The sequence below is a fragment of the Sneathiella glossodoripedis JCM 23214 genome, from assembly GCF_000616095.1.
Classification (GTDB): Bacteria; Pseudomonadota; Alphaproteobacteria; order Sneathiellales; family Sneathiellaceae; genus Sneathiella; species Sneathiella glossodoripedis.
In genome coordinates, this window is sequence record NZ_BAMS01000001.1 from 1,095,324 (window position 1) to 1,116,734 (window position 21,411).

Annotated in this window: 13 protein-coding genes and 6 pseudogenes; 12 read left to right on the plus strand and 7 right to left on the minus strand. The window is 46.6% G+C overall.

The genetic code is table 11. The annotated features are described in order from the left end of the window. Positions 1-154: 154 nt before the first annotated feature. From JCM23214_RS05485 to JCM23214_RS19255, 9 genes and pseudogenes are all read left to right on the plus strand, one after another. The gene (locus tag JCM23214_RS05485; RefSeq protein ID WP_025898037.1) at positions 155-709 is read left to right on the plus strand and encodes a hypothetical protein; all 555 of its coding nucleotides are present in this window, start codon (positions 155-157) and stop codon (positions 707-709) included. A gap of 262 nt (positions 710-971) precedes the next feature. Then, positions 972-1,418 (plus strand): glutathione S-transferase C-terminal domain-containing protein, encoded by a 447-nt coding sequence (locus tag JCM23214_RS19230; protein WP_051548036.1) that lies wholly within the window; start codon positions 972-974, stop codon positions 1,416-1,418. 278 nt (positions 1,419-1,696) lie between these two features. Further along, positions 1,697-2,683 (plus strand): BMP family protein, encoded by a 987-nt coding sequence (locus JCM23214_RS05495; protein WP_025898038.1) that lies wholly within the window; start codon positions 1,697-1,699, stop codon positions 2,681-2,683. Between the two features lie 56 nt (positions 2,684-2,739). Then, positions 2,740-4,284 (plus strand): ABC transporter ATP-binding protein, encoded by a 1,545-nt coding sequence (locus JCM23214_RS05500; protein WP_025898039.1) that lies wholly within the window; start codon positions 2,740-2,742, stop codon positions 4,282-4,284. Beyond that, positions 4,274-5,322 (plus strand): annotated as a pseudogene (locus JCM23214_RS19235) (ABC transporter permease). The gene JCM23214_RS05500 and the pseudogene JCM23214_RS19235 overlap by 11 nt, the downstream one beginning before the upstream one ends. Positions 5,323-5,332: 10 nt before the next feature. Then, positions 5,333-6,272, plus strand: a pseudogene (locus JCM23214_RS26505) (ABC transporter permease). Between the two features lie 13 nt (positions 6,273-6,285). Beyond that, a pseudogene (locus tag JCM23214_RS19245) lies at positions 6,286-7,558 on the plus strand (amidohydrolase family protein). Positions 7,559-7,653: 95 nt separating this feature from the next. Then, positions 7,654-9,263, plus strand: a pseudogene (locus tag JCM23214_RS25280) (FAD-binding dehydrogenase). Then, a pseudogene (locus JCM23214_RS19255) lies at positions 9,260-10,995 on the plus strand (thiamine pyrophosphate-binding protein). Before JCM23214_RS25280 ends, JCM23214_RS19255 begins: the two co-directional pseudogenes overlap by 4 nt. On the opposite strand, the pseudogene JCM23214_RS19260 reads toward JCM23214_RS19255, so the two are convergent. The 4 genes and pseudogenes from JCM23214_RS19260 to JCM23214_RS05545 form a co-directional block, all read right to left on the minus strand. Continuing rightward, positions 10,992-11,617 (minus strand): annotated as a pseudogene (locus JCM23214_RS19260) (YbhB/YbcL family Raf kinase inhibitor-like protein). The pseudogenes JCM23214_RS19255 and JCM23214_RS19260 sit on opposite strands and share 4 nt — an antisense overlap. Before the next feature lie 31 nt (positions 11,618-11,648). Continuing rightward, on the minus strand, positions 11,649-13,199 hold the full coding sequence (locus JCM23214_RS05535) for an acyl-CoA carboxylase subunit beta (protein ID WP_025898040.1): 1,551 nt from the start codon (positions 13,197-13,199) through the stop codon (positions 11,649-11,651). A gap of 124 nt (positions 13,200-13,323) precedes the next feature. Beyond that, positions 13,324-13,710, minus strand: a complete 387-nt coding sequence (gene flaF / locus JCM23214_RS05540; protein ID WP_025898041.1) for a flagellar biosynthesis regulator FlaF — start codon at positions 13,708-13,710, stop codon at positions 13,324-13,326. Positions 13,711-13,777: 67 nt separating this feature from the next. Then, the gene (locus tag JCM23214_RS05545) at positions 13,778-14,935 is read right to left on the minus strand and encodes a flagellin N-terminal helical domain-containing protein (protein WP_159104301.1); all 1,158 of its coding nucleotides are present in this window, start codon (positions 14,933-14,935) and stop codon (positions 13,778-13,780) included. Between the two features lie 418 nt (positions 14,936-15,353). Here JCM23214_RS05545 and JCM23214_RS05550 point away from each other — a divergent pair, with 418 nt between their 5' ends. The 3 genes from JCM23214_RS05550 to JCM23214_RS05560 all read left to right on the plus strand — a co-directional run bounded on the left by JCM23214_RS05550 (position 15,354) and on the right by JCM23214_RS05560 (position 18,467). Beyond that, positions 15,354-16,163: a tetratricopeptide repeat protein gene (locus tag JCM23214_RS05550; RefSeq protein ID WP_025898043.1), complete on the plus strand. Its 810-nt coding sequence runs from the start codon at positions 15,354-15,356 to the stop codon at positions 16,161-16,163. Further along, positions 16,124-16,672, plus strand: coding sequence for a sulfotransferase family protein (locus JCM23214_RS05555; protein WP_234397674.1), 549 nt, complete (start codon positions 16,124-16,126; stop codon positions 16,670-16,672). Before JCM23214_RS05550 ends, JCM23214_RS05555 begins: the two co-directional genes overlap by 40 nt. A gap of 223 nt (positions 16,673-16,895) precedes the next feature. Beyond that, complete coding sequence (locus JCM23214_RS05560; protein ID WP_148301774.1) at positions 16,896-18,467, plus strand: tetratricopeptide repeat-containing sulfotransferase family protein; 1,572 nt, start codon at positions 16,896-16,898, stop codon at positions 18,465-18,467. A 7-nt stretch (positions 18,468-18,474) separates the two neighbouring features. Here the strand turns inward: JCM23214_RS05560 and JCM23214_RS05565 are convergent, their stop codons facing one another. From JCM23214_RS05565 to JCM23214_RS05575, 3 genes are all read right to left on the minus strand, one after another. Then, positions 18,475-20,040 carry a tetratricopeptide repeat-containing sulfotransferase family protein gene (locus tag JCM23214_RS05565; RefSeq protein WP_025898049.1) on the minus strand — a complete coding sequence of 522 codons (1,566 nt, stop codon included), beginning with the start codon at positions 20,038-20,040 and terminating at the stop codon, positions 18,475-18,477. Positions 20,041-20,119: 79 nt separating this feature from the next. Then, a complete protein-coding gene (locus JCM23214_RS05570; protein ID WP_159104302.1) occupies positions 20,120-20,836 on the minus strand; it encodes a DUF1217 domain-containing protein in 717 nt (238 codons plus the stop codon). 74 nt (positions 20,837-20,910) lie between these two features. Further along, a complete protein-coding gene (locus JCM23214_RS05575; RefSeq protein ID WP_025898053.1) occupies positions 20,911-21,321 on the minus strand; it encodes a flagellar biosynthesis regulator FlaF in 411 nt (136 codons plus the stop codon). Between the last annotated feature and the right edge of the window lie 90 nt (positions 21,322-21,411).

Genomic DNA, 21,411 nt, shown 5'->3' on the forward strand with positions numbered 1-21,411 from the left:
GTTTAGTATGATCTCATTAATAGAAGGGGGCTGCAATGATAATCTTGTGGGGCAATGGTGATGTCTGCTTCGGGGCTTGTGTAATGCTACCGGCAGGATATGGTGGGCAGATGTTATGAGATGGGCTGGATTTGATTGAGCGGCGGCGGTGGCTATGTACAAGTTTCTGATTGGGTTTTCTTTTCTGATTTCCGCAGTTCTTTTCGGCTGGGAAATGAATCGGTATGCGACTAGCGGAATAGAAATAGCGGCAATTCCGGTGCAAGGAAATGAAGGATCAATTTCCAACCTGTATCTGAAAGGGGAAATGGCGCCGGTTCGTTTGTTGCTTGTGGTTGATTATGAGATAGAGTTACAGCAAGGCAGCAATACTGCTTATGAGTATGAGTTAAGTCTTGCAGCGCAGGGCGAAGCCGTATTTATGCAGGAAAGCGGTGTGCAGATGGATCAGCATTCCGATCAGGGATCCAGTATCGAAGATAAGAATAGCAGCCATATTATTGGCACTTTCTCTCCTTTGCATGATGGGGCCTATGAGGTTGTCTGGTCGTTGAGCCCAAAAGACGCGCAAATTTCTCGGGCTACTGTCAAACTTCGCAGGAATGTGAGTGAATTGAACATTTCCTGGATGCTTGGAGCCGGGTTCTTTTTTATTCTTGGGGGGAGTTTGCTTTTTCTGCGGTCCAGGTTTTCTGGAGGCAGCGAATAGGGGTTGGAGCCGTGCTTGGCGACATTGTGCATACTGTTGATTGAGGGGACCATTAGATTATGACCGCATTTCATCTGTTACTAGGCAACAAACGATATTCATCCTGGTCGCTCAGAGGGTATCTGGCTCTTGCATTTGCCAAAATTGAATTTACCGAAACGGTTATCGCTTTGTTTTCTGAGGGAATGACAGAGAAAATGGCTGAGTTTGCACCCGATGCACCGCGGAAAGTCCCCATGCTCGTGAGCGAAGGTCATGCAATATGGATAGCATGTCAATTTTCGAGTTTGCCACAGAAAACAGTCAAAACGGGCCAATGTGGCCGGAAGAGAAATATGCAAGGGCGCATGCAAGGTCAATTTGCGCGGAAATGCATGCGGGATTCGCTGCACTGCGTGAGTATATTCCAATGAATATGAGCCGACTGGATCCGCCGGCTCCAATACCATCTGATGTTCAAAACGACATTGATCGGATTTTGGAAATCTGGTCGGACTGCCGAAAGAAATATCAGGCAGATGGGCCTTATCTGTTTGGGAAATTGTCTTTGGCAGACGCGGCCTTCGCGCCAGTCGCGGTCCGCTTTCGCAGCCGCTCCGTACCTGTGCCGGAACTTTGCGCCGCCTATATTGATGCAATTTACCAGCAGCCGGATTTTATAAGGTGGAAAATGGATGCGGATAAGGAAACATGGGTTATCGATCAGTAAGTTGCCTCGAAAATGGGCAGTCTGCATCATTTGATGGCATTCATACGATTTGTAATGCTACATATGTTTTCAAATTTCTGAGCTCGTTATCAATGAGTTGGGTTTCGTTTCGATGGGAAGACGGGAGATTACTTGACCAAACGGTCAAGTATTTATAGTCTGTTTTTCTAAATTACGGGCTCGATGTCGTTCTGGCATGAATATTGATAAGAACAGAAGCAATCGTAATTATTTCGTCAGGTATACCCCTGACTTAAACAGGAGAGCTAAAAATGGGGATGAGAAAAATCTTGTCGGCAATGGTTGTTGGCGCGACGATGCTGGCTGGAATGGCCGCTGCACAGGCTGAAAAGCTGAAAGTGGCAGGTATTTATACTGTGCCAGTACAGCAAAAATGGGCCGGGACGCTACACCGGGCATTGGTCAAGGCTGAAGAAGAAGGGAAGATCGATTACGTATTCTCTGAGAAAACGGCCAACACTGATTATGTCCGTGTTATGCGTGAATATGCTGAAGGTGGTGCCAAGCTGATCGTTGGTGAAGCTTTTGGTATTAGTCGTGAAGCCAGAAAAGTGGCTGACGATTATCCTGAAGTCGCCTTCGTTATGGGGGATCCGGGCAAAGAATACGGCTCAAATTTTTCAGTGTTTGACAATTACATTCATGAACCTTGCTATCTGATGGGTATCATTGCGGGCTCAATGACTAAAACCAATAAAATCGGGATGGTGGGGGGCTATCCTATCGGAGAAGTGAACCGACTGTTCCATGCGTTCATGGCGGGGGCCAAATCAGTCAATCCGGATGTGGAATTCAAGGTGTCATTCATCGGCTCCTGGTACGATCCACCAAAAGCTAAAGAGTTTGCGTTCGCGCAGGTCGAAGCAGGTGTTGACGTGTTATACGCTGAGCGTGCAGGTGTCGTTGACGCTGCTCGCGAAAAGGGGATCGTTGCATTTGGTAATGTGAACGACATGAACAAAGAAGAAAACGGCAAAGATGTTGTCGTTGCGTCCGCTCTGTGGCACATGGAAAACGCTTTGAACTATGCAATCGAGCAGGTTAAAGCCGGCACATTCAAGGCAGAGAATTACAAGGAATGGACAATGATGCAAAAAGGCGGTGCATCTCTGTCGCCATTCTATGAATTTGACTCCAAGATTTCTGACGATGTAAAAGCCAAGATCGCTGATTTGACCAAACAAATCAAAGCAGGTGAATTTGTTGTCGAAATTAACGACGAAGAGCCGAAATCCACATTTTGATGTGTAAAGTATTGGAGAGGCGATGAGCCTCTCCTCTTATTTTGTGGGGGAAGTCCTTGAACGACACCGAAATCGTGTTACGGGTCGAGAAGATTACCAAAAAATTTGGGGATCTTGTGGCCAATGATGCCATCAGCTTCACACTGGAGCGGGGCAAAGTTTTGTCATTGCTGGGCGAAAATGGCGCCGGCAAAACGACATTAATGAACATCATTTTTGGCCATTATTCTGCGGATGATGGTTTCATTGAAGTTTTTGGAGAAAAACTGGCAGGAGCCAATCCAGCCGAAGCCATAGCGCTCGGTGTTGGAATGGTACACCAGCATTTTACATTGGCTGATAATCTGACAGTTTTGGAAAATGTAATTTTGGGAACAGAGCCATTGTTCAAGTGGCGGCAGGATATGAAAGCTGGCAGGGCCAGACTTGAACAACTGTCAACTGAATTTGGCTTATACGTTGACCCGGATGCTTCAATCAAATCATTGACCGTCGGTGAAAAACAGCGGGTTGAGATTTTAAAAGCTCTTTACCGCGGTGCCAAAATCCTGATTTTGGATGAGCCAACTGCGGTTCTTACGCCTCAGGAAACCGAACAGTTATTTTCAATTCTCAAGGATATGCTTGCGAAGGGACTCTCGGTGATCTTTATTTCTCATAAACTGGGTGAAGTGATGGCTATTTCTGACGAAATAGTTGTTTTACGCCATGGGAAGCGAGTAGCCAGTTTCCCCGTTGCTGAGGCGTCGAGAGAGATCATTGCCGAAAAAATGGTTGGAGAAGCGGTGCCGAAACCCAAGCGTAGCATCATGGCGAAGGGGGACATGGTGATGCAGTTGAGCGAAGTAGCCGTTCGCGATGAGCATGGGCAGTCAGTTCTAAAAAACATTTCGCTTGCCCTGCATCGGCATCAGATTATTGGAATTGCAGGTGTGTCGGGAAATGGGCAAAAGCCGCTATCTGATCTGATCAGTGGGCTTGTTAAGCCCATCAGCGGTAACCTGACATTGTTCTCCAAACAGGTGGTTGAGTTTGACCCGAATGCGATGGTTGCACTTGGGGTCGGGCGAATACCCGAAGATCGGCACAGTCAGGGTGTTGTCGGTGATTTCTCCCTGGAAGAAAATCTTATCTTGGAAAATTACGAGGAGCCAAGATTTTCAAGGTTCGGCTGGCTTCAGAGTCAGGTAATCACAGAACATGCAAAACGTTTGATCAAGGCGTTTGATGTGCGCGGCGCAAATCCTAAAACTATTGTCCGGGGTCTTTCTGGCGGAAATATGCAAAAGGTTATTCTTTCACGTGTTCTTGATGGTGACCCCCAGATCATTCTGGCAAACCAGCCAACACGTGGACTTGATATTGGCGCTGCGACATTTGTTCATGAACAGTTGTTTGAGGCGCGAAAGAATGGTGCTGGTGTGATCCTCATATCAGAGGATCTGGAAGAATTGCTGGCGGTTTCTGACCAGGTTGCGGTGATGTATCATGGCCAACTGAGTTCACCCATTGATGTGGAGGAAGCAAGCTTGCAACAATTAGGGCTGTTGATGAGCGGTGAAGGCTTTGTCGCTGCACAGGAGGGCGATCATGCAGCTTGAACCAAGACTTCATACCCCACTTTGGATGACAGTTTTAGCGCCGATTATAGCCGTTATTGTTGTCTTGATATTATGTAGTGGCTTGATCATATGGGCGGATGTTCCTGTCATTCCTTCGTACATTGCCTTGTTTAAAGGGGCATTTGGCTCAAAATTTGCCATAGCGGAGACACTTGTCCGGGCAACACCGCTGATTTTGACAGGCCTTGCCGCTGCAGTCGCCTTCAGAGCGAAATTATGGAACATTGGTGGAGAAGGGCAGCTTTACATAGGGGCGCTGGCTGCAACCTATTTTGGGACCGGTTTGATTGAGCTTCCATCCTTTTTGATGATACCGTTTCTGTTTTTGGTAGGGGCGCTCGCTGGCGGCGCGTTGCTGCTTGTGCCGGCTCTTTTGAAAACCCGTCTTAAAGTAGATGAGGTGGTCACGACACTCTTGCTGAACTTCATCATTCTGTTGCTGGCTAACTATTTATTGTTTGGCCCTTGGAAAGATCCGATGGCTATGGGGTGGCCGCAAGGTGCGCCGATAATTGATGAGGGCATTTTGCCAAAACTGATTGAAAAGACCCGTTTGCATGGCGGCTTGATATTTTCGGTTCTGGCGGCGATTTGTGTCTGGATTGTCATGTCAAAGACTAAATGGGGGCTTGAAATAAGGCTGTTGGCCTTAACCAGGAAGCGGCTGCCTTTGCCGGTATTCCCATAAACAAGACTATTATTCGAACAGCGTTGATTTCTGGTGGTCTGGCCGCATGTGCAGGCGTGACTGAGGTTGCTGGTACAAAAGAGTATCTGACGCTGGATATATCCCCGGGGTTTGGGTACACGGGCATCGCGGTTGCCATGCTCGCAGGCTTAAACCTTTGTGTAATCGTTGCCGCTTTATTTATTGCGGGAATTTACAACGGCGCTGACAGTATGAGCAGGGCAATGGATGTATCCAATTATATAGCAGATGTTATTACCGCAGCATCCTTGTTGATGGTCATGCTGGCTGTAATGCTGACCCGGATGCGAATCCGGTTTACGGCTTAAGGGGGACGTTATGGAAATTTTTGAAATGTTCCTCAATATCGGGTTCTGGGCGGCAACCATTCGAATGGCAACGCCCCTTATTTTTGGAACCTTGGTGAATTGATCTGCGAACGGGCGGGTGTCCTCAATCTTGGAATTGAAGGGATTATGACTACCGGTGCAATGGTTGCGTGGATGTGGGTCTATCAGGGTGGCGATTTGTGGAGCGCTGTGTTTGTCGCGGCTTTCTTTGGTATGCTGTTCGGATACCTGCACAGCATATTTTCCGTATATATGGGGCTTTCCCAGCACGTAACTGGCATTGGTATTACGTTGCTTTCGACGTCTCTTAGCTATTATTCGTTTCGACTGCTGCTACCCGGGGTAACAACACCGCCAAAAATCGTACCCTTTGATGTCTATCCGATACCATTGTTATCTGAAATCCCGGTGGTTGGGACCGCTTTTTTCACCCAGTCACCGCTGACCTATCTCGCATTTATCATGGTAGGTGTGGTCGCTTATGTGCTGTACCGCACGCCGGTGGGACTGGCAGTTCGTATGGTTGGGGAAAATCCAATGGCCGTGGAAGTACAGGGGATTGATGTTTACCGGGTACGAACCGGGGCTGTGATGGTTGGTAGTGCCTTCATGCTGTTGGAGGCGCCTTTCTAACCATTTCAGTGTTTGATGCTTTTTATTTCGATATGGTCAATGGACGCGGCTGGATTTGTGTGGCGTTGGTGATTTTCGCTTCCTGGCGCCCAGGAAAGGCGTTGCTCGGAGCTGTATTGTTTGCGGCATTTGACGCAATTCAAATTCGCGTTCAACAATCGAGCGTGAATTTAATTCCTTATCAATTTTTCCTCATGATGCCTTATGTTTTCAGTATTCTTGCATTGGTCATCATGTCGAGAAAAGCCGCTTATCCAAAAGCGTTGCTTGTCCCTTTCAGACGCGGTCAGCGATAGGTTAGAGGTTTAGATGTTAGATTTACTTATTCGCAATGCCAGAATTGTTGGTGCTACAGACCGTTTGCAGGATATCGCCGTAAAAGATGGGCAGATTGTTGATGTCGCGCCCTCAATTTCCGGAGATACCGCCAAAGAGTATGATGCAGACGGATATCTGGTTTCAACTCCCTTTATTGACAGCCATTTTCATATGGATGCGACATTGAGCTATGGCCGGCAAGAGTTAATGAAAGTGGCACGCTGCTCGAAGGGATCGCGTTGTGGGGAGAGCTGAAGCCCCAGCTTGACGCGTCGGATATCAAGCAAAGGCACATGAACTCTGTCGCTGGGCCATAGCTAAAGGTAACCTAGCGATCCGTTCACATGTGGATATTTGTGACCCGGAGTTGCTGGCAGTCGACGCGTTACTTGAAGTCGTCAAAGAAGTGGCGCCCTATCTGGACTTGCAGCTTGTGGCCTTCCCACAAGATGGTTTTTTGAGAGACCCCGGTGCGCGTGAACAGTTAATTCGTGCGCTGGATAAAGGGGTGCATGTGGTTGGCGGTATTCCGCATTTTGAACGCAGTATGGCAGAGGGATCTTTATCTGTTAGCGAACTTTGCAGGCTTGCCGCTGAGCGGGGGCTGCAAGTGGATATGCATTGTGATGAAAGTGATGATCCGCTGTCACGCCATGTTGAAATGCTGGCTCAGGAAACGGTTCGTTTTGGTCTGCAGGGGCGTGTTGCGGGGTCTCATCTGACATCCATGCATTCAATGGATAATTATTATGTGTCCAAATTAATTCCACTGATGCAGGAAGCACAGTTGCATGTGATTGCAAATCCTTTGATTAACATTACTCTTCAAGGTCGCCATGACAGCTACCCAAAACGACGGGGAATGACGCGAGTAAAAGAGTTGGCCGCGGCCGGGTTGAATGTAGCATTTGGCCATGACTGTGTTATGGATCCTTGGTACTCACTTGGCTCCCACGATATGCTTGAAGTTGCTCAAATGGGCTTGCACGTCGCGCAAATGACAGGCCAGGAAGAGATGCGCGAAATGTTTAGGGCTGTCACCTCCAATGCTGCGAAGGCAGTGGGGGTAGAGGGCTATGGCACAGAAGTCGGGTGCAACGCCGATCTTATTGTGCTTCAGGCGCGTGATGAAATTGAAGCGCTAAGATTACGGCCCGTCAGACTTGCCGTATTCAGAAGAGGAAAATTAATAAGCCAAACAGCCAAACAGGTCTCAACCGTAACATTGGATGACGGACCGGTTGAAGTAGATTTCACGCTATAGCCGTATCTTTGTATTCAATTGTAAATTGATAAATTTACATTTGCGGTTTCTGCTTTCATTATAGTACGGGGTGGAAGCAGCGAACAGGCTTGGATATGGCGGAACATTACAATGCCATCATAATAGGTGGGGGGCTGTCAGGAATAATTACGGCGCTTGAGATTGCTGAGGCAGGTTTAAGCTGCCTTATTCTGGACAGGGATGTAGAGGAGAAGTTTGGCGGGCTGGCGAAAGAGAGCTTTGGAGGCATGTTCTTCGTCGACAGTCCCGAACAGCGAAAGGCCAAAATCAAGGATAGCGCTGAACTTGCCCTTGGAGACTGGACGCGATTTGCCAATTTTGATGATGCTGATCATTGGCCTAAAGCGTGGGCGAAAACATATATTGAACGTTGTATTCCCGATATCTACGAAGTCGTAAAAAAACGTGGAATTGAATTTTTTCCGGTAGTCAATTGGGTCGAGCGGGGCATGTATGTACCCGGCAATTCATACCCGCGCTTTCATCTGGTGTGGGGAACCGGTCAGGAATTGGCCAATGTCCATATAACCCACCTGAAGAAACATATTACCTCCGGTCGGGTCAAAGTGCTTTATGAACATCGTGTGGAGGAGTTGTTACGAACGGCCGGCCGTATTAGCGGTGTTCAGGGAGTTATAGAAGAGGGGGGGAGCCGTTTTCTTATGATGCCGATGTCGTGGTTGTCGCAAGCGGGGGCATAAATGGGTGTGACCAGAAGGTCCGCAACCATTGGCAGCCTGCTTGGGGGCAGTCACCCGAGGTAATATTAAACGGTTCACACCAATTTGCGGATGGTCTCCTGCATGATGCTGTGACCCAAGTTGGGGGCAATGTGACACATTTGGAAAAAATGTGGGATTATGCGGCGGGTGTTCACCATCCCAGACCACGTAAACCGCGCCACGGCCTTAGTCTTGTTCCACCTAAATCGGCACTTTGGATGACTGCACAAGGGACCCGTTTCGGGCCAGAACCCCTGGTGTCAGGATATGATACCTGGGAGCTGGTTCGGCGTGTGTGTGAGCAGGAACAGAAATATTCCTGGGCGATTTTGAACAGGAAAATTGCGTTAAAGGAGCTCGCGATTTCCGGTGCCGAGTCCAATCCATCTGTCAGGGATAAGAAGAAATTGAAGTTTCTGAAAACGATCCTGTTTGGGAACCGGGAGCTGGTCGATGACATGGTCGAAAACTGTGTAGATTTTGTCACCGGTTCGACAGTTGAAGAACTGGCCGAGAAAATGAACGCCCTCGAAAACCCTGTGAAAGTGGAGGCTGAAACGCTTTTGCGTGAGATCTCAGCATATGATGCTCAGCTGGATCGGCCGGTAAAATACCGTAATGATGAACAATTGAGGCGTATTGCCCATCTTCGACAATATCGTGGAGACAGGGTTCGTATCGCTAAAGATCAGAAAATTTTGGACCCTAAAGCAATGCCTCTGATCGCCATTCGCCAGTTTATCATCAGCCGAAAAAGCCTTGGGGGTATCCAAACCAATTTGGACGGTCAGGTTTTGGGTGAGGAGGGTTATCCGATCGACGGTCTGTTCGCGGTTGGAGAGGCCGCAGGATTTGGAGGTGGCGGCGTTCACGGGCAGCGGGCGCTTGAGGGAACATTTCTGGGAGGCTGTGTCCTGACTGCACGGTATGCTGCTCAAAAAATTGCGGGAGATTTAGTATGAAGAAAACAGGTGCAGAGCTTGCACGTTTCGCACTGGAACAAATTGGAGTCCGCCATACTTTTGGAATTCCCGGTGTCCATAACACCGAGCTTTATGATCAATTGAATATTTCCAAAAAAATAACCCCTCACCTTGTTACGCATGAGGCAGGTGCTGCCTTTATGGCAGACGCAGTTAGCCGTGTGAGCGATAGTATTGGAACCTTGGTTGTTGTGCCTGCCGCGGGGCTCACCCATGCAGCGAGCGGTATTGGCGAAGCGTTTCTTGATGGTATTCCCATGTTGGTCATTTGCGGCGGTGTTCGTAATGATCTGGAATTCACCTATCAACTGCATCAGATGGATCAGCATAAATTCATGTCGGGCCTGACCAAAAGGACTTTTCTGGTCGAGCGGCATGAGGATGTGATCCCGATGTTGTACGAGGCCTTTGAAGTTGCGAATGGAGGAGAGCCCGGTCCCGTTTTTGTGGAGATCCCTGTCAATATTCAACTGATGACAGGTGACGTAACGTCCATGCCGCCCTACAACCCCGTTGATACCGCTTCAGCATACGATCAGGAGGCTTTGCAAAAGGCTGTCGAACTGCTCAGGTCGGCGAAGAAACCTGCAATTTTTGTAGGTTGGGGGGCGCGTAAAGCCCGTGCAGACCTTGTGAAGCTGGCGGAACTTCTGGATGCACCTGTAGCAACAACGCTGCAAGGTTTATCTGTATTTCCGGCTGATCAACCTCTCCATACCGGTATGGGGTTTGGTCCCTCATCTGTGCCTGCAGCCAGCGAGAGTTTTGATGGATGTGACTGCTTGCTCGCCATCGGTACTCGCTTTAGTGAAATTCCAACCGGTAGCTTTGGTGTAACCGTGCCGGAAAATCTGGTTCATATTGATATTAATCCAGCAGCAATCGGGGCTAATTATCCCGCGAAAGCAGGTCTTTGCGGTGATGCAGAAGTTATTGTAACCGATTTGCTGAAAGAGCTTGGGAATGATGCAGGGCAACAGTTGCGCGATGGAAATGCAGTTCGTCAACTGATCGCGGATAAAAAAGCGGCCTATCAAGCTGAGTGGGCGGCTCATCAATCTGGCGAGAGGGTAAATCCGGTTCATTTATTTGATGGTGTTCGCGAAGCTTTGCCCAGCAATGGTATTGTTGTGTAGATGATGGGAACCATACGTTTCTTGCAGCAGAGCTTATGCCAATTACAAGTGAAGCCGGATTTATTTGCCCGTCTGACTTTAATTGCATGGGATATGCTGTTCCGGCATCAATTGGTGCCAAACTGGCACAACCTGAAAGGGATGTTGTTGCAATAGTCGGGGATGGGGCCTTCACTATGACATGCATGGAGTTGCTGACGGCCAGCCGAAATAATATAGGGGTTGTCGTTTATGTCTTTAATGACGGCGAGTTGTCACAGATTGCTCAAGCACAGGAGTTACCCTACAATCGCAAAACATGCACGATAATGGGCGGTCTTGATATTGCCGGAGTTGCGCAGGCAACGGGTGCTGAATATCTTGAGATCCTGGAAAATGACGCTTGCCCTAATGTAGCTCAGGAGGCCTTGAAAATTGCACGGAGTGGCAGACCGGTAATTGTGAATGTGCTGATAGACTATGCAAAGAAAACGGCGTTTACGAAGGGAACCGTTCAAACTAATTTCAAACGGTTCCCGGTTGGTACCAAAATGCGGTTTCTTGGAAGGGCGATCAGTCGAAAAATAACGGGTTAGGCGGGTACCGCCGGGTTGAGACTATATGTTCCTATGTAAGAGCCTTTGGCTAAAATGTGACCTTCCATAGCGGCCAGAGCTTCAGGCCCACCAAAGTCGCCAGTTAAGCCAAGCGTTTCTATATCCAGAGCGTAGACTGTAAAATGGTAGTGGTGAACAATACTGTCATTCCATGGGGGGCAAGGGCCGTCATAGCCTGCATATTTTCCGCCCATGTCGCATCGCCGGCAAACCAGTCTGTGTAGTTGTTCAGCCCACTTAACCCGTAACTTTTTGTGCCCGGTGATTTGCCTCCTGCTGTAATTTCCTTGCTGTCTTCACCTTCGTCGATCTGGTTTCGCGACGCGTCAATATCCACGAGCACCCAATGATAGAAATCAACGCGCGGTAAATCAGCTGGAACAGTTTTTCCCTCCTGATTAACATCATCGCCAACTGATGGCACATCAGGGTCATGGCATATAATTGCAAAAGATTTTGTACCTGCAGGTGTACCTTCCCATGTGATTTTTGGGTTTATGTTCGTGCTCAACTGGACATGCCCTTCTTCCGCTGGAATACCAAAAGCAAATTTCCCCGGAATAGGACTTCCGTTTTCCCAGCCTTCTATTTTTACGGTCATTTTTGCAGTCATTTAGTTCCTCCAGATATCTTTATGGCCTGTATCCAAATGTTACTGGTCCTTTTAATTCTTCCAGTCCGGGTCGGATCCATTCAATCCAATTACACAAATGTGGTCTCGTTTCACGCGGGTCGATCACGTCATGGACACTAAAGCTCTCTCCGCGTGGTAGGGGTGATTGCTTGGCGGCAAGTTCTGCCTCCAATTCTGTGCGGGTACGCTCAGGGTCGTCTGATTGCTCAATCTGTCTTCTAAAGGCGACCGCTACACCACCCTCAACCGGTAGGGCGCCCATTTCCGCACTCGGCCATGCTATTGTGTAGCTGTTGTCGCTGAAATGGGCTGCAGCTGCAACTCCGAACGCTTTTTTGACAATAATGCTCGCCCACGGCACAACCGAAGATACAGCTGTAGCAACAGCAGAAGTTCCAAAGCGAATAGTGCCGGCCTGTTCTGAATCTGGTCCGATCATGAAGCCGGGCTCGTCGACGAAATTTATAATTGGCAGATGGAAAATATCGCACAGCTCAATAAAGCGCCGAACCTTAATCGCTGCGTTTGCTCCCATTGCTCCCGCGTAGTATTTGCAATCATTCCCGATGACACCAACGGCTTGTCCGTTCATACGCGCGAATGCGGTGATAAGACTAGGTCCGTATGATTTATTCATTTCAAAGAGGAAGCCATTGTCGACGACGTGCTTGATCAATTTCCGCATATTAAAAGGCTGGCGACGATTTTTAGGCACGATGTCGAGTAACTCGTCTGCACAGCGACCAACATCATCTGTGCAAGTGACTACGGGCGGTAATTGCCAGACATTTGTAGGCAGGAAGCTTAGAAACGTTTTGATCTGTTCCAGTGCGTCCACTTCATCCTTGGCGATATTTGTGGCAACTCCGTTCTTGCTATGAATTTTTGCACTTCCCAAATCTTCCTTTGTCAGGTTCTTGTCAAGTGCACGGGAGACTACAGCCGGACCAGCGATTAAAATCTGCGCTGTTTCTTTGGTCATAACCGAGAAATGTGACGCTGCAAATCTAGCGGCTGGAAAGCCTGCAACCGGACCAAGGGCGGCTGATGCAACAGGAGCAACGCTTAAAATTTTGGATATTGGCTGAAATCTGGGGCGTTCATAGACAGGGTTGCCGACCGGACCACTACTTTTCGCGCCAGCGACACTACCACCGCCACCTTCTAAAAGCCTAATGAGTGGGCGTTTATACTGAAGCGCCAATTCTTCGGCATAAATGCTCTTGCGCAATCCCGCCGCGTTCGGAGAGCCACCTTTTACCGTAAAGTCTTCTCCGCCGACGGCAACGGGACGGTTTTCTATTGTGCCAAGGCCCGTCACATAATTTGCAGGGGTAAAATCCAGAAGTTTGCCTTCATCGTCCCTTTCTGCGCCCCCAGCGATTGATCCATGTTCCTGAAAGCTGTTTTTATCAAGCAAGATGTCAATGCGCTCGCGAACGCCAAGACGTCCTTTGGCATGGTGTTTTTCCAATGCTTCCTTGCCGCCCATTGCAAGAGCTTTTGCACGAAGCTTTTCCAGTTCCTGGACTTCTTTTTTCCAGCTCATGATTTCTCTGCCGATCATTTAAATTTGCTGATCAGTTCAGAGTAAACACTCATTGAGTGGATTTCAAAATAAATTCTGGGAGAGCTGACTGAATTGAACAGTCAATAAATATAAGTTGGTTGAGTTAGTCGGTTCGTGCTTCTGTCTGCGGCGCTTCCTGCTGCGCTGTTGGTGATCCCCTTAGGCCTTCCATTATTTGTTTGTTAACCGTAATCAGTGGTTCAAGAGAAGCTTCACCTTTCATGGCGTCAACGCTGTATTTATTCACCCAAATCGCTATGGAGAGAAGCTGAGCCCTGAGTTCCAGGGGAAGCTTGTTTTCCTCGGAAGCGAGGTCCACTTGCAGTGTGAGCCAAAGTTGGCGATTGTCGGCGACTGCCTTCACGACTGCGACTGGACCTTTCGCCTCAGCTTCTTCCAAAGCTCGAGTGAAGATTGCGAATGCCCGATATTCCGTCTGTTTTGGAGTTTCGGTACTCTGATTAGCTTTTTGATATGCTGCTACAGACATTGTTTAACTCTTACTATCCCTGAGTTTGCAAGTTATTCTGAATGAAATTCCTTACAAATCCGTTACCTTACTGGAATAGAGAGAGAATTGACTGCGGCCGCGCATTTGCGATCGAGAGTGACTGAATTCCGAGCTGTTCTTTGGTCTGCAGGGCTTGCAGCTCAGCGCTAGCTTCCGCAAGGTTTGCATCGACAAGAATGCCCAGGCCTTCTTCAAGTTTATCCACAAGCAACTGCGTGAACTCGCTCTGTGTATCAAGGCGATTGGCTGCGGTGCCCAGCGTGGTCATAATCTGACCAACAAGCGTTTCCGCATTATCCAGAACTGCGATGGGGTTGCCGGCAATTGCAGCCGCTGTTGCACCTGTGAGGGTGGTGGCAGCAGCAACGGTTTCACCATGTGCAATTTCGATGACGCCATCTTCTTCAATGGTGACGGCAAATCCTTCCTGGCGCATCACATTTGCGATGATGCCCACCATCTGGTTGTTGGATTGGGTTGCTGTGTCAACGGTAACTGCATGGACGTAAATGCCATTTGCCTCGTCCACGGAAGAGGTAAGTGGTCCACCATCTTCGGTGATTTCGAAGATATGTACGTCACCACTTGCAAGCGTCAGAGTAATCGTATCGTCTTCAGTGACGGAAAACGTATTGTCCAATGTAAGGGTCGCTGCCTGACCGGAAAGGTCAAAGTTTGAAAGTCCAAGTGTCGCTGCGGTTGCATCCTGTGCGGACACTGTTTGGGTGACACCACCAAGTGCTGACAAGACTTCCAGATCCGTTCCTGAACCATCGATCAGGTTTACACCGTTAAATATTGTGGTGTTCACAATGGAAGTGATTTGAGCAACAAGTGCATCTGCTTCTTCTTGCAAGATCGTGACATCAAGGCCATCGTTAAAGGCTTGCGTTACTTTTTTGTTCAAGTCGATAATGACTTCGGAAATCTGAAGCGCGCCAGCATTTGCCATATTGACAGTCGCTTGTCCAAAAGACAAGCCTTCCTGAATTGCTTTCAAGGATCCAACGTCTCCGCGCATACCTTGGGCAATTGTAAAGGTGGACGGATCATCTTTTGCTTCCGCGACTTTTAATCCTGTCTCAATTTGCCGCTGAACTGAATTCAGCGCACTTTGTGTCGTCTCAATGTACGGAGCGCCGCCATTGCCGTTACGTTTGTATTTACTGAAAAAGCCATTTTCTTTCTCCTGTAGCAATTTCAACGAGCAATCATTTGATCGCAAACTCACTCGCCGAATTATTTGCAACAGGTGTGCCAGTTTTTTGGAGCCCTTTAAAACTGCCAAAAAAAGTGGTTATTGCATGGTTTTTCGTAAAATTTTATCTATTGAATTTTGCGTCCAGGTAGGAAAAAACTGCTCAGCTCGGAATCTCTTGCCTCTCTACTGGCTGACCGAGTTTAGTTTGTTCCCTATAATAATATTGCTATGTTCTCTTTCATGTGGTTCGGTGAATTTTACCTGTGTAATTGGATAGATTATGAATAGAAATTTACGACGCAAACAGCTGACGAAAGAGAAAAAAAGAAAGAGCCCAGCGATCCAAAAACTGACCCCCATAAATACGAAACTCGATACAGTTCAGTTTAGGCAGATGTAAGCGGCAGCACAGCGGTCTGCAATGGCTCTGCAGGCGGGAGACTTGGTCGCTGCTGAACATTTCGCCAGCCATTCATTGTCGTTATATCCAAAACATGCAACGGCTCTGGCTATTTTGTCTATGGTCTGCTTTAAACGCAGCAATTTTGAGCAAGCGGCCGAATTTATGAGGCAGTCACTGGATATTTTGCCAGGTGTGGCTGAAAGATGGATGTCATACAGTGTGGCGTTGAAAAATTGCCGCCAAGAAAGCGAAGCTTTAAGCGCGATTAACACCGCTTTGAAGCTGGAGCCCAACTCAAAAATGGCGCTGAACAATAAAGCCACTTTGTTGAATGAATTGGGGAAAGTTGATGAGGCTAAGGCTATTTTAGCACGACTGATCAAGAGTTTTCCTGACTATGGGCGGGCCTATTTTAATTTAGCGTCAATGCACAAGTTTGCGCGTGGAGATGATTTTGGCAATTTGTTCATCAATTTGAACAAAAATATTGTGAAAAATATGAAGCGAAAAGTGGATCAGCGTCATGCGTTTTTCGCACTTGGTAAATATTTTGAAGATCTGAAAGAGTATGCCGAAGCCTTTCAGAATTTTGAAAACGGAAACGGCCTCTCTAATCAAGGAATTAACTACTCGGTTGGCAGTGATTTAGAAAGGATGGAGGGATTAAAGAAAACCTTTTCAAAAGATAGTTTCTGGATATCCAATCTTAAAAAGCCAGCTTTGGATACATCGTTTCCTATTTTTATCGTGGGTATGCCAAGATCGGGACCAGCCTTATTGAGCAGATACTGGCATCAAGCTCAGAGGTTCACGGGGCTGGTGAATTGACTTTGCTCCCGAGATTGAATTCAAAATTTCAGGGTTTGCAGAAGAAGGCATTTACTGGATCTTCTTGGGGCAGCGAAGACACCTGGCAGTTGGAGAGGTCGATCGCTGATTTATCTGAAGAACTGATAAGTACCATGAGACGTATCAGTCCGACTTCTCGTTATGTTACCGACAAATTGCCGACCAATTTCCTGCTCCTCGGACTCAAACATATCTTGGCACCTCAGGCAAAGGTAATTCATGTTACGAGAAATCCAATAGATACTTGTTTTTCCAACTTCAAAAAACAGTATGAAGGTAAACTTTATTTCACTAATTCCCTAGAAAAACTGGGGGAATATTATGTCGGTTATGCTGATCTTATGGAGTACTGGAAGTCAGTTTTGCCCCATGACCGCCTATATGAAGTTAATTATGAAGCATTGATTGCAAAGCCGGAAGAAGAGGCTAAAAACTTGTTTCAATTTTTAGAGTTAGCCTGGGATCCTAGTTATCTAGACTTTTTATAAACAAAACCGAATGGTATTGACAGCAAGCACCAATCAGGTACGCCAACCAATTTATAAATCTTCTATCGGTCAGTATGAGCGCTACAGTGAATTGCTGAACCCCTTGGTGGAAGCGTTAAAACCTGTTTTATGAAATGCTGAACATGGACTGATTGATTGACACTCTGTTAACCATAACCCTCCATAATGTTTAAAACACTCAGATCTTAAGTTGGAGGGTGCCTTGAATAGGGCTTTGAAAAGGAAACAGGCGTTAAAACAGAAAAAAGAAGCCAAAAAACTTGTTTTGTCACCCGCGTCAACAGGTTTGACCAATGAACAACTGGTGCAGCTTAAAAATTTAATGACGTTGGCTGATACTGCTTATGCAATTGGTAAATTCGGTGAAGCTGAGAAGGCGTGTAAACTTGCGCTTGCAATGTACCCTAAATATGCGGACCCATTGCACCTACTGGGCGGAATTGCGCTGCAAATGGATAAGTATTCAGAGGCAGCACTCCTTTTTGAAAAAGCTTTGTCCGTGGCTCCTGATGCTCCGATTACCCTAAATAATTATTCAATCGCGTTAAAATTCTTAAACCGGCACGAAGAAGCATTAGTCGCGATTAATAAGAGCCTGCGCTTGAAACCCAATTACCACGAGGCACTAAACAACAAAGGGAGTGTGCTTACAGTACTTGGTAAAATGGATGAGAGCATGCCTTTCTTTGAGCGGGCTGTAAAAGCCAATCCATTGTTTGGAAAGGCTTACTATAACATCGCGACAGGTCATAAATTTAAAGAAGGTGATAAGTTTTCCAAATTAATGAAATCTGCCGAAGCTAAATTAAGTGAAATGTCAGAAACAGATCAGATGAATATGCATTTTGGTTTGGGAAAATATTATGAGGATATCAAAGATTATAAGGTGGGATTTGGACATTACTTAAAGGGAAATGAAATTAAGCGTAAGTCTATCTCATATAAAGTAGAGTCCGCTGAAGATATGATGCGGAAAATGGAAACTGTTTTCCCGGAAAACGGTAATTGGCAGGAAAGAACTGAAGTCGGGGCGCAGTCAGACTTACCAATATTTGTTCTTGGGGTCCCACGGTCGGGAACCACGCTGACAGAACAGATTTTGGCAAGCCATCCAGAAGTATTCGGTGCGGGAGAATTAAAACTTTTAAGTACTGCTGCTAACGGATTGGCAGTTAATAATTCGGGCTTTTTCCCTACAGAAGAAACAGTATTAAAAAAATTTGAAGCGGAAGTCAGGCGCCGCGGTAATGTGTTTATTGACGAGCTTAGAAAATATGACTCAAAAGCGAAACACATTACTGACAAAATGCCTCAAAATTTCAGGTTTATTGGTTTGATCCATATGTTGATGCCGAACGCCAAAATTATCCATTGTCGTCGGAACCCGATCGATACTTGCCTTTCGAACTTTAGGATATTGTTCGGCGAAAAGATGGAATATACATATAGTTTGCAAGACATGGGGCGTTACTATCTTGCTTATGATCGCCTTATGAAACATTGGGAAAAAGTGCTTCCAGGTCGCTTTCTAACGGTTCAATATGAAGACGTTGTCGCCGATTTGGAGGGACAGGCCCGTCGCATTATTGACCATGTCGGGCTGGAATGGGATGACCGTTGCCTTGATTTTCATAAGACGAAAAGAAACGTGCATACTGCCAGTTCCACGCAAGTTCGTCAGCCCATTTATAACAGTTCAATTGGTCGATATGAACGTTATGGGGAGTTATTGAAACCTTTGCTGGATACACTAGAGCCTGTTCTGGATAACTGATTATGTTCTAAAGCCCAGTGTTTAGTTCTTTCAGGAGCGGTGCAAGCTGCGTTTCATAACGGCGCCAGCCTTCAATGGACGAGGTGTAAATAGGTTGGCGTACCTGATCCGTGCTTGCGGTGCGCACAACCCGTCGTGTTTTATGAAACTCAAGGCACGCATCTTCCCATTCAAGCCCACTATATTCCAGTAATTTTCTGGTTTCAGTTTCTTGATTAGCAATTAAGTTTTCATACTGGATTTCAAATAGGCTTTCGCCCAGTAGATCTCGCCAGTAAGCCATATGCTCAAGATATAAGTTGTAGTATTGGCCAAGCTCTGCCAGATCATATGCAAATTTTTGCTGCCCGACAAAATATCGCTTGAAGATAGACAGGCAGGTATCTTCGGGTGAGCGTTTACAATGAATGAGTTTAGCCTGTGGCAGAATTAATTTTATGAGGCCAGCGTATATAAAATTCCGCGGCATCTTGTCTGTGATAAAGGCTGCTTTAGAACCACTGGCAGGTAAATCCCTGAGATAGCTTTTGCCTAAATCTTTCAGAAATGTTGGCCCTTCCTCAATAAATGCCTGGCGGAAAGTCCGATCTCCCTTTTTGCGGATCATGTGGAAATAGGTCTTCTCAAGTGAGTATAGCTCACCAGCCCCAAATACTTTAGAATGCGAAGATAGGATTTGTTCGACCAATGAAGTTCCCGAACGGGGCATTCCAAATATAAAGATGGGTCTATTATTCGGTTGGCCGTCATTTAAATGGTTTGAGAAATACTCTTCTGAGATTGTCTCGCGAATTTCCTGCAGCTCTGCCGCTGTTTCCGATATGTCATATTTAAAAGTTTCCCGGTGTGCTTTGTTGGCTTGTATGTAAGTTTCAAATGCGGTTTCGTATTCCTTTAAATCTTCCTGTGCTTTGGCAAAAGCGAACAGAACATTTGCTTTGTTTTCTCCGGTATAATCAGTTTTCTCTGCCATTTTCTGCAGCAACACATAATCATCGTCTTTCTCGGTGAATTTTTTTGCTTCAGACAAATTGCGCGCTGCTTTGGTGTAGTCCGGGGCCTCTTTTAAAACCTGTCTGTAGCAGATGATTGCTTTTTCGGTGTCGCCCCCTTCATAGTAGACATTCCCGAGGTTATGTCGGGCTGGATAGAATTTGGGGTCCAGCTTTAACACTTTTTGAAATGTGCTCGCCGCAGATGCAAGGTTACCTGATGCCAGCAGACTGCCGCCAAGATTATTTAGAGCCGATGCATATTTGGGGTCGATCTTGAGCGCTTTTCTAAACGCTTTTTCGGCTAACCGGTTTTCACCGGCCTCTCGGTAAGCGTTTCCTAAATTGTTGTAATACATGGCTTTTTTGGGACCGATTTTGATTGCTTTTTCAATCAATTCAACGGCGATCCGCTGTTTCCCTCTTTGGTGATACAGGGTTCCCAAAAGATTATAGCAGTCAGAGTTTTTGGGAGCTTGAGCCAGTATTTGACGATAAATGGTTTCAGCTTTGTCTAACTGACCCGAAGTATGCAGCTGTACTGCTTGTGTAAGAGCCTGATTAATGGCTGATTGCTGCATTATTGAACTCTACCCTCTGATAATCTGCGATAGTTGTCTTACTGTCGCAATTTATGGTTAGCAAAGGGTTAATAGAATTTCAAACTGACAGGTTTATACCTTGTGGCATGGGACCAACAAATCCACCTGACTGTACCGGTTGAAATAGTGACAGCATCGGGTTTGAGGCGGCATCCGTATTGTTGATTTCTGTAAATATCAGAAACCTTTCGATCATTTTGTCGATTTTCTCGGGATCTTTGAAATCTTCAATATCAATTTGCTTTTCAAGTCGGGCTTTCTGTTGTTCATATTCAAGGGATTGAAAACTCTCTGGCAGGCCAAGGCCAACACGAACCACATGCATCAAAGATTTGTCTGCCAGAATTTGTGAAACTTCCTCCACTCCCCCTGCGACACGCTTGAAATACATCGCCTCGCGTATGCCAGGTGCTGTCTCACCTTCAAATTTTTCAAATTCGTTGGTTTTATACCCATCAAGAATGAGATTTACATTAGCTTCGTTCTGAAAGAAATCAGGATCCAGATTAAGTCCGTACATAGCGTTTGAAAGCTTGGTCCATCTGGGCTCAACCATTTTATTGACCAAGCTGTCGTCATCAGCAGGATCTTCGGTCATCATTTTTTCAACCATCGCATATTTGTCAATTTCACTTTCCAATTGGAAAGCGGATAGAGTGACTTTGAGCAATGTCCGATTTTTCATCAAATCTTCTACGGATTTGATGTTTACGATTTCTTCTTTGAAGGTTTCGATGTCGCGTGCAGTCGTTGGCTGGGATTCAAAGAGTTTCATGTGAGACTCTTTTTGGTCATTGGCCAATTGATACCAAAGGAGTGAACTATTTCCGCTTAACTGCATTTCATCACCTAGATCGAAATTTGTGTTCCCACTTGTTCCTGAGGCTGGTGAACAGGGTCGTTTTTCTGCTTTGCAGCTGAGCGAAGGCCATGCATGATATTTTTGTTCACTGAAATGAGTGGCTCCAGATCAACATTGCCTTTCATCGCAGAAGGCGTAAATCTTTCAACCCACAGTGCCAAAGAAATCAAGCCGGCTTTGGTTTCCGTGTTCAATCCGTTTTCTTCTGAAACGAGATCAGCTTTAAGTGTTAACCATAGCTGTGAATTTCTAAATAAAGAGTTAATGCGGGCGGCTGGTGTGGCGCCGCTGTGGTTGGCTTGTTCCAACTCCCGTGTGATTTCCGCAAAAAGGCGGTATTCTGTCTGGGCAGGTTGTTCGGCCGAAAGGTTGGCCTTTTTGTAAGCTTCAAAATACATCGTAAAATCCAGTCACATAAGATAGGGAAAAACACCAATATGGTGAGAGAAAAGAGACGACCAGTAATCTGGCCGTCTCCTTTATGTGAC

Excerpts from the sequence above, each read along its gene's own strand:
- JCM23214_RS05485 (WP_025898037.1), top strand. The coding sequence starts at position 155 with ATGTACAAGTTTCTGATTGGGTTTTCTTTTCTGATTTCCGCAGTTCTT.
- JCM23214_RS19230 (WP_051548036.1), top strand. The coding sequence starts at position 972 with ATGGATAGCATGTCAATTTTCGAGTTTGCCACAGAAAACAGTCAAAAC.
- JCM23214_RS05495 (WP_025898038.1), top strand. The coding sequence starts at position 1,697 with ATGAGAAAAATCTTGTCGGCAATGGTTGTTGGCGCGACGATGCTGGCT.
- JCM23214_RS05535 (WP_025898040.1), bottom strand. The coding sequence starts at position 13,199 with ATGAGCTGGAAAAAAGAAGTCCAGGAACTGGAAAAGCTTCGTGCAAAA.
- flaF (WP_025898041.1), bottom strand. The coding sequence starts at position 13,710 with ATGTCTGTAGCAGCATATCAAAAAGCTAATCAGAGTACCGAAACTCCA.
- JCM23214_RS05550 (WP_025898043.1), top strand. The coding sequence starts at position 15,354 with ATGGCTCTGCAGGCGGGAGACTTGGTCGCTGCTGAACATTTCGCCAGC.
- JCM23214_RS05565 (WP_025898049.1), bottom strand. The coding sequence starts at position 20,040 with ATGCAGCAATCAGCCATTAATCAGGCTCTTACACAAGCAGTACAGCTG.
- JCM23214_RS05570 (WP_159104302.1), bottom strand. The coding sequence starts at position 20,836 with ATGAAACTCTTTGAATCCCAGCCAACGACTGCACGCGACATCGAAACC.
- JCM23214_RS05575 (WP_025898053.1), bottom strand. The coding sequence starts at position 21,321 with ATGTATTTTGAAGCTTACAAAAAGGCCAACCTTTCGGCCGAACAACCT.